11 protein-coding genes are annotated in these 11,723 nt (G+C 67.1%); 2 read left to right on the forward strand and 9 right to left on the reverse strand.

Annotated features, from left to right (window positions below; all coding sequences use genetic code 11):
- Positions 1-10 precede the first annotated feature (10 nt).
- From AMYBE_RS0121235 to AMYBE_RS0121250, 4 genes are read right to left on the reverse strand one after another with little or no spacing between them, the layout of a single operon-like run.
- On the reverse strand, positions 11-1,036 hold the full coding sequence (locus AMYBE_RS0121235) for a 2Fe-2S iron-sulfur cluster-binding protein (protein WP_020661403.1): 1,026 nt from the start codon (positions 1,034-1,036) through the stop codon (positions 11-13).
- Position 1,037: 1 nt separating this feature from the next.
- Positions 1,038-2,012 (reverse strand): PdxA family dehydrogenase, encoded by a 975-nt coding sequence (locus AMYBE_RS0121240; RefSeq protein WP_020661404.1) that lies wholly within the window; start codon positions 2,010-2,012, stop codon positions 1,038-1,040.
- Positions 2,009-2,473, reverse strand: a complete 465-nt coding sequence (locus AMYBE_RS0121245) for an aromatic-ring-hydroxylating dioxygenase subunit beta (protein WP_020661405.1) — start codon at positions 2,471-2,473, stop codon at positions 2,009-2,011. Before AMYBE_RS0121245 ends, AMYBE_RS0121240 begins: the two co-directional genes overlap by 4 nt.
- Positions 2,473-3,786: an aromatic ring-hydroxylating dioxygenase subunit alpha gene (locus tag AMYBE_RS0121250; protein WP_211226836.1), complete on the reverse strand. Its 1,314-nt coding sequence runs from the start codon at positions 3,784-3,786 to the stop codon at positions 2,473-2,475. The genes AMYBE_RS0121245 and AMYBE_RS0121250 overlap by 1 nt, the downstream gene beginning before the upstream one ends.
- A gap of 117 nt (positions 3,787-3,903) precedes the next feature.
- On the opposite strand from AMYBE_RS0121250, the gene AMYBE_RS0121255 reads away from it, so the two are divergent.
- Complete coding sequence (locus AMYBE_RS0121255) at positions 3,904-4,653, forward strand: IclR family transcriptional regulator domain-containing protein (protein ID WP_020661407.1); 750 nt, start codon at positions 3,904-3,906, stop codon at positions 4,651-4,653.
- Positions 4,654-5,408: 755 nt separating this feature from the next.
- Here AMYBE_RS0121255 and AMYBE_RS46685 read toward each other — a convergent pair.
- From AMYBE_RS46685 to AMYBE_RS0121275, 4 genes are all read right to left on the reverse strand, one after another.
- Positions 5,409-5,537, reverse strand: a complete 129-nt coding sequence (locus AMYBE_RS46685; protein WP_020661408.1) for a hypothetical protein — start codon at positions 5,535-5,537, stop codon at positions 5,409-5,411.
- A gap of 148 nt (positions 5,538-5,685) precedes the next feature.
- The gene (locus AMYBE_RS0121265) at positions 5,686-6,441 is read right to left on the reverse strand and encodes a maleate cis-trans isomerase family protein (RefSeq protein ID WP_020661409.1); all 756 of its coding nucleotides are present in this window, start codon (positions 6,439-6,441) and stop codon (positions 5,686-5,688) included.
- Positions 6,438-7,769, reverse strand: a complete 1,332-nt coding sequence (locus tag AMYBE_RS0121270; RefSeq protein ID WP_027927864.1) for an MFS transporter — start codon at positions 7,767-7,769, stop codon at positions 6,438-6,440. Before AMYBE_RS0121270 ends, AMYBE_RS0121265 begins: the two co-directional genes overlap by 4 nt.
- A gap of 134 nt (positions 7,770-7,903) precedes the next feature.
- Positions 7,904-8,806, reverse strand: a complete 903-nt coding sequence (locus AMYBE_RS0121275; protein ID WP_027927865.1) for a LysR family transcriptional regulator — start codon at positions 8,804-8,806, stop codon at positions 7,904-7,906.
- A gap of 239 nt (positions 8,807-9,045) precedes the next feature.
- Between AMYBE_RS0121275 and AMYBE_RS0121280 the strand changes: the two genes are divergently transcribed.
- A complete protein-coding gene (locus tag AMYBE_RS0121280; protein WP_020661412.1) occupies positions 9,046-9,243 on the forward strand; it encodes a hypothetical protein in 198 nt (65 codons plus the stop codon).
- Positions 9,244-10,355: 1,112 nt separating this feature from the next.
- On the opposite strand, the gene AMYBE_RS0121285 is transcribed toward AMYBE_RS0121280, so the two are convergent.
- Positions 10,356-11,609: an MFS transporter gene (locus tag AMYBE_RS0121285; protein ID WP_020661413.1), complete on the reverse strand. Its 1,254-nt coding sequence runs from the start codon at positions 11,607-11,609 to the stop codon at positions 10,356-10,358.
- Positions 11,610-11,723 lie beyond the last annotated feature (114 nt).

Below are 11,723 nucleotides of genomic sequence, written 5' to 3' on the forward strand. Positions count from 1 at the left end.
TGCGAGAGGATCAGCCGACGGGGTACGGCACGGGCACGGCGGAGACGAACGCGTCGGAGTGGAACCGCTCGGGAGGAAGACCTCGCGCACGGCACAGCTCCTCCGCAGCGGAACGGGTCATGGATTCACTGCCACAGGCGTAGACCTGGTGGCCGCCGAGGTCCGCGTGGTCGGCGATGGCGACCTGCTGGACCCAGCCGGTGGCGCCTTCCCAACCAGGGTGCGGCTGGGAGAGCACGGGCGTGAAACTCAGCCAGTCAAAACGGCCGGCCCAGGCTTGGAGGGTGGAGAACTGGTACAGGTCCTCGACAGTGCGCGCGCCCCAGTACAGGTGGACGGGACGGGTCAGTCGGCGCGCGATGTGGTCGAGGATGATCGACCGCATCGGTGCGAATCCAGTGCCGGTCGCCAGCAGCAGGATCGGGGAGCCGGCCTGGTCCGCCCCTTCGGCGGGGTCTTCGACGAAGAACTCGCCGAACGGGGCTTCGATCTCTACGGTGTCGTGGAATTCCAGCTGCTGCAGGATCCTCGCGGAGAACGCTCCGCCGGGCTCGTGGCGCACGTGCAGCTGGGCGAGGTCATTGTGCTGTGGAGAGTTGGCCAGCGAATAGGATCTGGTGTCGCCGTCGTCCAGGATGACGTTGAGGAACTGGCCGGCGCGGAACGGCGTCCGCCGGCCGATCGGGTAACGCAGGTCGAGAATCGTGACGCTGGGCGCGACCTGGCGCCGGCGGTAGACGGTGGTGGTGAGCTTCTTGCGCACCGGAGGCGTGCGTGCCTCGATGCGGCGAGGGGCGATCTCCACGTCGCCGATCGGGCGCGCTCGGCATAGCCGGACTTCCGCAGGACCGCACGCTCGGCCGCTGCCGGGTATTTCCGCCTCTCCAGCCGTCAAGGTGCCGACGCAGGTGTCGCATACGCCTTTGCGGCAGGAGTAAGGGATTGCCCACCCCGCGGCCTCTGCCGCGTCGAGCACATTCTGTTCGGGCGCGCAGTCGAAGGTGATAGCGGTGTCTTTGACGCTGATGGCGGTCATCTCAGTCCTCCTGAACGGGCGGTGCGAGCAACCGGAGGGCGGAGAGCACGGCGCTCGGGTCGGCGGTGCCGCTCCCGGCTTTGTCGAAAACAGGGCCGTGACCGACGCTGGAGAACGGAATGCCCGCGCCGATCGTGATCGCGGCGGCGGTGCGCCCGGCCAGTGTCTTGACCGGGAGGTGCCCTTGGTCGTGGTACATCGCCAAGTACGCGTCCGCGTCCCGCGTGCCGCCGAGCAAGACGTCTGCCCCGGTCGGCCCCTCGGCGTCAATGCCACGCGCACGCAAGGCCGCCACCGCAGGCTCGGTGACCCGGCGGTCGTCGTCCCCGAAGAAGCCATGCTCGCCTGCGTGCGGGTTGATCCCGAAAACGCCGATCCGTGGCGCGGCAATGCCCATCCGGCGAAGCGCCGTATGGAGAGCGACACCGGCCTGGACGACCAGCTCTGGGGTCAGCCGGCCTATCGCGTCGACGAGCCGTTCATGCAGAGTCACATGCGCGATCCGGACGCCGCCGCCGACCAGCATCAAGAAGACTTCGTCGATCGGCGTACCAGTCAGCTCGGCGATCAGCGGCGGGTAGCCCGCGAAGGCGATGCCGGCCTGGCGGACCGCGTTCTCTGAATGCGGGCAGGCGACGACGCCTCGGTAGCCGCCGTCCATCGCCAGCGCAACTGCCTTGGCGGCATAGGCGATGGTCGCTGCGCCTGCCGCAGCGGTCACTCGGCCGATGGCCAGCTCCGCGGGATCGAGTGCGCCGACGTCGATCACGTCGCACATTCCCGCGTCGGCCCTCGCCCCGGGGACCGCTGCCCGAAGGGCAAGGCCGGCCTTGCGGGCAGGTTCCACGAGGACGTGCCGGTCTCCCACCACGACCGGTGCGGCGGCGCCGAGCATCGCAACCGCTTTGACCGCGATGTCGGGGCCGCTGCCGTTCGGGTCACCGATGCTCAGCAGCGCTCTGCGCGGCTCGCTCACAGCGGAAGCACCAGCAATGTGTCGGTGCGGGAGCTGTCGCAGACCACCACCCGCTTTTTCAACAGCGCCGCGCCGTCGGCGAAGACGTACTCGTCAAGGTAGCGGCCGCTGGCGAAGACATCCGTCGGCCCGTTGCCGGCGATGCGAAGAACCAGGAAGGCGGTTTCGCTGGTGGCGCCGGACTTGCTCTCGGCGAGGATCGCAGGCTGGCCAAGCAGGTGCCGGTAGACGTGCGGCTCGTAGATGTTGGCTTCCTTGAGCGCGGAGATCCGGTCTTTGAGCATCGCCTTGTTGTCGGCCCAGATGAGGCCAGCGGGCAGGCCGCGGCGGTGATTGTCGGCGGTGGTCACCTTGTAGAAGGCGTCCTCGGCGAAATGCTCGGGCCAGTCTTCGATCGGGCCGTCGTCGATGGCGCGCACGTAACTGCCCTGGGCCCTGCTGATCAGCGTGAACGCGTCCATTACCGGCGCACTCCTTCGCACTCGTCGATCGAGAAACCCATGGCTTCGCGATAGACCTTCCAAAAGCCGCGGATCGAGGCCTCGGTTACCCTGCTCTCGCTGGAAACCGCCTGGTCGCCGCCCATCTGAACGGTGGCGAACTCACCGCTCGCGCCGGCGATGCCCCGCTGCACGAAGCCGCCGATCGCGCCGTCTTCCATCGAGACGAACCCGGCTGGGCCGACCAGGTTCGACTGCTTCATCCGCACCAGCTGCTGTTCCTCGGTGTCGTCCTCGAAGCCGAGGTAAGTCCAGTTGAGGTGGGTGGAGTCGACCCCGGTCGGGAGCACCTGGCGCACCGCGATCGAGTTCTGGATCTGCTGCAGCACGAATCCCGGCGAGACCGACAGGATCTGCAGGGTGACGTCGTCGCCGAACTCGCGGAAGCTGTTCACCAGCGAGGGGTCCTCGAGCTGATACTCCGAGTCGGAGCGGATGCCTTGGTCCTTGTAGTGCTCAGCGGTCTTGGCTTCGGCCTCCCGGTTGATCGCCGACCAGCTCACGTGGTTGCCGCCGGACTCGGAGACGATGATGCCGCCCTTTTGGTTCAGCTTGTTGAGCCCGAAGGTGGTGAAGAACAGATGCAGGATGCTGGCGTGGTAAGAGTCCTTGACGTTCTCCAGGTACAGCTTCCAGTTGTTCGGCAGCGTCTGGGTGAACCGCCCGAGCACTACCGGCTTGCGCCCGCCGAGAACACGCTCGATCCGGTCGAGGATCTCCTGGCCGAGGTACTCCTCGATCGCGGGTACGTCGTTGTCGAGGCTGCCGAAGATCAGGCCGTGGACGTTCGCGAGGCGGAGCCGCCGCGGACTGTGCGCGGCCTTGCAGAACTCCTTGCGCATTCCGCCCTTGCCATTGATGCCGTCTTCGAAGGCAACGCCGGTGAGGTCGCCTTGGAGGTTGTAGGTCCAGGCGTGGTAGACGCACGTGAAGTCCTTGGTATGCCCGTAGTGCTCCATCGCGATCAAGGAGCCGCGGTGTGCGCACCGGTTTTCGAAGGCATAGATCTGGCCGTCGTGATCGCGGGTCACGAGCACCGGTTGCTCTCCGATGAAGGTGGCGCAGAAGTCTCCCGGCTCGGCGAGCTCCGCTTCCAGGCAGAGGTAGTTCCACGTGGGGCCGTGAAAGATGTTCTGCTGCTCGGCTCGATAGACGTCCTCGTCCTGGAAAACCCAGTACGGAACTTCGGTCAGCGACACAGGCCACGCGCGGCTCGACATGTCGGCACGCGCCGCGGCCTGCGACGCCGCCCCTGCCCCTCTCGACTCGTTCAACGCATTCCCTCCGGAGACACTTGACTAATTCCGTTCGGTATGCGAACGTATAACCGCTTTCCGAACATCTGCTTCAGTAGACGTGCCGCGGGGCACGCATGTCAAGAGGAGGGCTGCATGGCAGTCGAAGGAATGGCCGGACTCGCCAAAGGGCTCGCTGTCCTCGAGGCATTCGGGACGGCCACGCCCCGGCTGACGATCAGCGACGCCGCCCAGGCCGCCGGGCTGAGCCGCGCCGCCGCTCGACGCTGTCTGACCACGCTTGCGGAAATCGGCTATGTCACCTTCGACGGGAAGTTCTTCTCCCCCACTCCCCGGGTCCTCCGCATCGGTGCCGCCTACGCCGAGTCCGCAGCTCTCCCGCAGCTCGCACGACCACACCTGGCGGCTATCCGCGACGTGATCGACGAATCCGTCTCGCTGGCGGTCCGCGACGAAAACGACTCGCTGTTCGTCGCCCGGAGCGAGGGCACCCGGATCCTCAACAGCAGCATTCGGGTGGGCGCGCGAATCCCGCTCTATGCCTCCTCGACCGGACAGATCCTGCTCGGCGCGTTGAGCGAATCCGAGTTGGCCGACTATCTCGCCGCCGCGCCATTTCCAGCGCGCACTCCCAAGACGCCGACCACTGCCGACGCCGTCGCACAGCGCGTCAAGGACGCCGGTGCGGACGGTGTGGCCATCGGCGACGAGGAACTCGAACCAGGACTGCTCTCCATCGCCGTGCCGGTCCGCGACCCGGCCGGCCAGGTCGTTGCCGCCATCTCCATCAGCGCCTCGAGCTCCCGGGTCACTGTCGAGGAGTTCCGCGACCGTGTCCGGCCGGTCATGCAACAGCACGCGGCCGAACTCGGGCGGCAGCTCTGACTGGGAAGGAGCCGCAGAGGACACTGGGGTGACACGCCCGAAACTCGACAGCGCTCGCCGGGCACTGGTGATGTTGTTCGCCTTCGCCGCCCAGCGGCCGACGCCTCGGTGAAGGAGGTTGCTGAGCAGTGGGCGAGTCCGGTGCCCTCAGCACACCGGTAACTAGCGATGCTGCGGGACATGGGCCTCATCGAAAGAGCAACCGCGGCCACTACCACTCAACCGTGCACGCGGCCGCCCTCGCCCGGGCGGTCAGGCACGCCACACCGACCCTCGCTGCCGAAGTTGCGCGGCCTGGTCGCCCCGCTGGAGTCACACCGATGCAGAACCGAACGCTCAGCGGATCGGTGCTATCTGTTTCTGACAGGCGGCATGGTGCCCTGCGTCGTCTCGGCATCTCCGTCGACGGTCCGCCTCTGGTGTGGTCGCGTCGTCTCCGGCGCGCATCGACCCTTCACGGATCTGCCACGTGCCCCTGCGAACCCCATCCGCTCGCCGCTTGACCGTTCGAGCCAACGAACGCAGCCGTGTCCAGAGCACGAGCGAACCTCAACTGGACGAAGGATTTCCCAACGCCAAGCGCGAGGTACCAAGACAGGCTTCGTCGCATGACATCCCCGAACACGGGATGCACCACCGGTTCTCTCGGCACAGCGAGCGCCGCCGGCTTTCGCCCACGCCCGGGAACCGGATCCGGTCAACGGCTCCTTCCGGGCGATCCGCGATATCCAGGCGGCACAACGGAATCGGGGTGCTCACATCGGGCCCTCCGAGTGGCCTGCCCCGGCCGCGCCGGGCGACCGTGCGGTGAACACCATCGCGACGGTGGCGATCACGGCGCGGGTGGACAGACTGCGTCGCAGGGACGCTTCGCCGGACGACATCGATTCGCTCCATAGTGGACGTAATGAAGAACGTCGACGTAGCCGGTTCGCCTGCCGTTGAGGCCGTTCGGCGCACGTTCTGCCCGGTGGAGGCAGCACGCCTGCGGCACCGCACGACTGTCCGTTCGAGGTATCCCGTATGGAGGAGTCAGTAGGCGCCGGACAGCAGATGACCGGCGTCCGGCACCGTGGTGTCGAGGCGCAGCGTGGCGAGGATGCGATGCACGGTCGCCGCGGCCGCGGTGACCACTGGCACGCCGAGCTTGTCCTGCACCGGCTGGATCGCGGACAGCGAGGGCATCTGGACGCACGCGGACAGGACGACAGCGTCCGCACCCGTGATGTTCAGGCGCTCGACATGGTCGAGCAGGTCGGCGGGGTCGAGGCGGCCCACTGCGAGGTTGTCCGCCACTTCCAGGCTCAGCGCGTCGCTCACCTCGATCGACTCGCTCTCCAGGTATCCGGCGACTTGAGCGGTCAGCTGCTTCAGGTACGGCGTCACGATCGCCACCTTCTTGGCGCCGATCGTCTTGAGACCGGCGACCAGCGCCCCGGCCGAGCTGATCACGGGCGTCGGTGCCCCGTTAGCCTCGGCCACCTCGCCGAGCCGCTGCTCGGACACGCGGTGGTAACCCGGCCCCTGGCACATGATCGCCACCAGACATGCGTAGGCGAGCACATCGCACCGCGCGTCGCTGAGCTCGACGGCGCAGCGGTCGCTGTCGAGGTCCATGCGCTTGAGCTCGTCGGGATCCACGTGCATCATCCGCATCCGCGCGGAATGGAACGTGAAGCGCTCTTCGGGGAAGAGCCGGTGCCGCGCGTGCAGCATCGCAGGAACCTCGGTCTCCATCGTCGTGTTCGAACTCGGCACGATCTGGCCGATGCGGAAGTTGGTGGTCATGCGTTCTCCTCGGAAACGGGGTGGTGGTTCGCGTCGAGTTCCTCGCCGCCGGTTTCGCGCAAAGTGAAAACGAGGCCGGCGGCGAGGAGGTAGGTCACGGAGGCCAGGCAGTAGGTGAGGGCAAAGCCGGCGACGGGCACCAGCAGCGGCACGACGACGATTCCCGCGATCGCCCCGACCCGCCCGAAGTTGAAGCAGAACCCGGCCGCGGCAGCCCGGACACGGGTGGGGAACAGTTCGGCGTACCAGGCGCCGAATCCGCTGAAGTACCCGGTGAAGAAGCCGAGCAGGGCCGAAAGCCCGCCGACGATCGCGACGTTCGTTGTCGTCCAGGCCATTCCTCCGTCGCTCAGCGGGATCATGCGCACGCCGTAGGCGAACAGCGGGATCGAGACGGCGATGCCCACGAAGAAGAACGCGAATGCCCGCCTCCTGCCGATCCGCTCGGCGAGGGCACCGAACAGCAGGTAGCCGACAGTCGCGCCTACCCCTGTCCACACCAGGAAAACCGGTGCCTGGTCGATCCGGACGTGCAGCACGCTCTGGAGGAACGTCGGTGTGAACGTCATGATCACCCAGTAGCCGAACATGCCCAGGACGGAGATCGACAAGGCTTTCGCGGTGGTCGCGCGGAGTTCCCGCCGGAAGATCGCCGCGATGCCGGGCCGGGCGGTTTCGCGTCCGCCATGTGCTTGCTCGGCGATCCAGACGGGAGATTCGCTCACCGCGACGAGAATGCCGAGAGCGACGACGTACGCGGGGATCGCGGCGATGACGAACAGCTTGCGCCATGACGCCGGGTCGGCGGGATCCAGCACGGTCCAGGCGAGGACCGCTGCCAGGAGGTTGCCCGCGGACCATCCGGTCTGCATGACCGCGATCGCCCACGCGCGTTTCCGCGTCGGCCAGACTTCGCTGACCAGCGCGACCGCGGCCGACCACAGGCCGCCGACGCCCATGCCGACCAACAGCCGGTAGACGCTCAGCTCCACGACATTGTGCGCGAAGCCACAGAGCAGGGTTCCGGTCGCATAGGTGACGACCGATACCAGCAACGTGCGTTTCCGCCCGATGCGGTCCGAGAGGTAGCCCAAAAGATAGCCGCCGACACCGGTAGCCAGCAAGAACCAGGCGACGGAGGACGCTACCTCGGCGAGTGTGGTGTGGAACGTGTGCGCGACCGCGAGCAGGACGAAGCTGAACACTGCGGCGTCGAGCGCGTCGAAAAGCCAAGCACCCCAGCAACCTCCGAGCGTTTTCCAGCGCACGGAAGGTGCGACCGAGCCCATGCCGGCAGACGGCGACTCTGGCGAGTCAGCACGGATCATCGATGTCCCCTCTCTCCCTTGTTCCCATGTTCCGGCGCCAGTGCCCGACGGCTGGTCCGGAGCGGACGATGAAGATTAAGCAGGCCGCGTTGCCGTTGCACAGCAATGATTCGCGAGACCGCCATCACCTGCCGTCATGGCTGGAGGGCGCGTCCTTCGTCGCTGAGGAGGTGTTCGAACATGAGCCGCGCCGCGGGTGGCAGCGCCTCGGCTCGGCGGACGCACAGGGACAGGTCGCGGCTGGCCCACGGCTCGTCGAGAGCCAGCGTTCTGGTGCCGGTCAAGGCGTACCCCACGAGGTTCCCGGCCGGAACGACGCCGATCCCCAGGCCGCATTCGACCATCCGGCACAGGGCGTCGTAGGACGCGACTTCGATCTGATGCCGCAGCGTCCGCCCGGCTTGCCCGGCTGCGGTCAGCATCTGCAGCCGCAGATGCGTTCCGGTGCGGAGCACGACGTGCTCGTGGTCGAGCGTTTCGGCAAAGGCGACCGAATCGCGCGCGGCCAGCGGATGCCGTTCCGGCACCAGCACCTTCAGCTCGTCTCGGCGGAACGGGTAGACCTCGATGTCGGCGTGGTACGGCAGGCTGGTGAACAGCCCGATATCCGCCCGGTTCTCGGCGACCGCCTCGGTGATCGCGAGACTGTCCTGTTCGAGCACCTGCAGCCGGACGCCGGGATAGCGGGCGGCGAACGACGCGACCAGCGGCGGCACGAAGGTCGACACCGCGGAGATGTTCGCCAGCAGACGCACGAGCCCGCGCGAGCCGGACGAGAAGTCCCGCATCCGTCGCGTCAGGTCTGCCAGGTCGTCGAGCACCTGCCGGGCCGAGACCGCGAAAGCGGCACCGGCCGCCGTCGGGGTGATTCCGCGGTTGGTGCGCACCAGCAGTTCCGTTCCCAGCATCTGCTCCAGATCGCGCAGCCGCCTGCTGATCCCCGCGGCGGCGAGATGCTCGCGGTCGGCGACTTCGGCGATCGTGCCGTGGTCCACCACTTGCACGAACAGTTTCAGGGACGTCGGGTCCAGCGTCATCGCTCCGGTCTCTCCTTTCAGCGGTCTGAGCATTCCCCGGTAGCTCCTGGCTCGTTTCGGCGGGGTGCGGGAAAGTAATGCGATCGGAAGGCTTCGCCCGAAAGGATACGCATCCCCGGGCCCGCCGCAGACATCCCGCGGGAACGCCGGGAATCCCGGGTTCGCGAAGCATCCCCGTGGAATTCCGGAGCCGCGGATACTCCCGCGCGGCTCCGGCCGCCGTCGCCACCGCCGCATAGGTGTCCGAATCGTTCGTCCAGGCAAGCTTCGGATCCTTCGACGAGTTGCCCGCCGAGTGCGTGCGCCGTGCTGGCGACCGGTTGGCCGAAGCAGTCCGAGCCGCGCAGGTCCTTGTACAAAACGGCGGTGTCGACGAGGGCGACCGCTCGCTGCTCCTCGCGATCTGGTTCAGCGCGATCTCGACCACGATCGGCTGACGGAGGAGGCATTCCGAGTACGGCCACGTCGAGATGACCGATTGGCGACGTCGGATGTTCCGCGTGCTCCGCTGCCGCAGTGGCGGCGTTTCCGCGCCTTGGCAGCGTCGGGTTCACGGACACGCGGCCGTCTTCGGGGTCAGGCAGAACAAAATGGCCGCGGAAACCCGAAAGCCATGACTGACGAAGTGCACCCTTCGGGGTATCCCGAAGGGGTGGCTTGCGCATTGTTCGGTGCAGTGCGCAACAGGAATACCGCTGGGAAGCTCCGGCACGACTGACCGTGCTCGGCGGGCCGTGGCGCGCCGGCGAAACGCCCCCGTCGGCCTACTGCTCAACTGTGCGATAAACGCGAATGGCGACGTGCGACAAGCGCCGCCTTCAGCTCAAGTGACCACCTGGGAGTTTGCGAATGTCGCGATTACCTTTTGAGGGAGTCGCAGCGCCACTCGCAACGGAATGCAGTATTCCGTCGGAAACCAGATCCCACAATGTCTGATTGCACTGCACATCATCGAGCCCCGAAGCTCGGCACGAACTCGATGGAATGTTTCTCGACGGCTAGCGTCTCGCTGGCCGTGTTCGCCGCCTCGGCGACAGCGAGAGCCAGCCGAAGACTCTGCCATAAAGGAAAACGACTGGTCGGATAGCTCCGCTGGCGAGCACGATGACTCGCATCTCACCGGATAATCAAACCATAGTCTTGCGTTCATCGCATCGGTTTATCGATAGATAACCGGCGAACTCGGCCGGTTGCTGGGCGAACTCGCGGACTGCACCCAGAGCGCGGTCGCACTCGGCACGACCATGTCGATCGGGAGCTACCGGCCGCTATTCGTCCTGACCGGCTTCCGCGAACGCGCCGGGAGGCACGCTACGCAGTCGGGCGCATGGCAGATAACTCTCCCGCTAACTGGCCGCCAGAGGGGAGTTAGCTGGGAGTTCAACTGGCCACCGACACGCGCGGCACACCGGTAGTAGGTCCGGGCATCCCGATCAGCCGGCGCGGGCCGGAAGCGCGTCACGTGCCCAGCCGCCCCGGCGTCCGGATCGAGCCGCATGCCCTGCCTCGCCCACCGACCGAAGAGCACGTATCCGGTGTCCCGCCACTGTCAGACGGGAGTGGCGTCGTCGGCCGCGGTCCTGGCGCCGCGCTCACGATCGAGCGCACCCCGGGTTTCCGGGCTGGCCAGGATCGCGATGACGAACACCAGGGTCGCGCCCGCCAAGAAGATCACGAGCCGCGAGGGAACGTCCGACAGAGCCGGGCTGAGCAGGCTCACTACGGTCGGCATCAGCCCGCCCAGCATGAAGCCGAGGTTCCAGCTCACTGCGGTGCCTCTGGCCCGCAATTCGGTCGGGTACCGCTCGTTGAGGAAGATCATCAGCGGCGAGTACGCGGCGTTGGACAGCATCACCATGATCACGCACAGCACCGCGACGACCGCGCCGCGATGGCCTCCGGCGGAGGCGATGCCCCAGGTGAGCAACGGCAACGCGAAGAGGTTGCACAGGCCGAACCCGATCATGGTGCGGCGGCGGCCGAGCCGTTCGCTCAGTTCGCCCGCACCGATCGCCGCCCCGATCACCACGACGCTGCTGATCAGCAGGATGGCGCCGCGCTGACCTGCCGGTACCCCCACCACCTCGCTGAGGAGGGTGGGCAAGTACCCGGACGTCAGATAGTACTGCGCGCCGCCGCCGGCGGCCACCGCGATGTTGAGCGCGAGGATCTTCTTTCCGCGGCCCCGAACCAGTTCCCGGAACGGCACCGGAGCCCGCTGTTTCCCTTCGAACTCCGGAGATTCCTCGACCTTGCGCAGCACGAACAAGCTCAGCAGCGCGCTGAGCAGTCCGCAGAAGAACAGCACCCGCCAGCCCCACTGGTCGAATGCCGGGCCGGTGAAGATCGCCGAGACCACGATGTAGGCCAAGCTGGCCAGCGCGGCGCCGAGGCCCGCTCCGCCGGCCCCGATCAGCCCGCTCATCAGGCCGCGCCAGCGCGCGCCGATGCTCTCCGTGCCGAGCGTGTGGGTGGTCGCGGTGACGCCGCCGACGAACAATCCTTGCGCGATCCGCAGCGCCAGGAACAAGATCGGGGCGAGCACGCCCACCGCGGCGTGCGGCGGGACCAGGCCCATCGCGGCGGTGGTGATGCCGACGCCGCCCATGACCAGCACCATGGTGGCCTTGCGTCCCTTGCGGTCGGCCAGCTCGCCGAAGATCGCGGCACCCGCCGGGCGCATCACGACGGTGACCGCGAACGAGCCGAACACCGCGGCGATACCCAGGGTCGGACTGGTGCTCGGGAAGATGTTCTTGCTGATCGGGCCGGCCACGTAGAGCAGCAGGAACAGGTCGAACAAGTCGAAGGACCAGCCGGCGACGGATGCGAATACCGCGGCACGAGGCGACTTTGACCGTGGTGCGATATCGGGTGTCAAGGTTTTCCCCTCACGGGAGACGAGACAGGACAGCGA

The sequence above is a fragment of the Amycolatopsis benzoatilytica AK 16/65 genome, from assembly GCF_000383915.1.
Lineage (GTDB): Bacteria > Actinomycetota > Actinomycetes > Mycobacteriales > Pseudonocardiaceae > Amycolatopsis > Amycolatopsis benzoatilytica.

What these genes read in the sequence shown, in the direction of transcription:
- AMYBE_RS0121255 (WP_020661407.1), top strand. Translation starts at nt 3,904, where the DNA reads ATGGCAGTCGAAGGAATGGCCGGACTCGCCAAAGGGCTCGCTGTCCTC.
- AMYBE_RS0121245 (WP_020661405.1), bottom strand. Translation starts at nt 2,473, where the DNA reads ATGGACGCGTTCACGCTGATCAGCAGGGCCCAGGGCAGTTACGTGCGC.
- AMYBE_RS0121265 (WP_020661409.1), bottom strand. Translation starts at nt 6,441, where the DNA reads ATGACCACCAACTTCCGCATCGGCCAGATCGTGCCGAGTTCGAACACG.
- AMYBE_RS46685 (WP_020661408.1), bottom strand. Translation starts at nt 5,537, where the DNA reads ATGTCGTCCGGCGAAGCGTCCCTGCGACGCAGTCTGTCCACCCGCGCC.
- AMYBE_RS0121235 (WP_020661403.1), bottom strand. Translation starts at nt 1,036, where the DNA reads ATGACCGCCATCAGCGTCAAAGACACCGCTATCACCTTCGACTGCGCG.
- AMYBE_RS0121270 (WP_027927864.1), bottom strand. Translation starts at nt 7,769, where the DNA reads ATGATCCGTGCTGACTCGCCAGAGTCGCCGTCTGCCGGCATGGGCTCG.
- AMYBE_RS0121275 (WP_027927865.1), bottom strand. Translation starts at nt 8,806, where the DNA reads ATGACGCTGGACCCGACGTCCCTGAAACTGTTCGTGCAAGTGGTGGAC.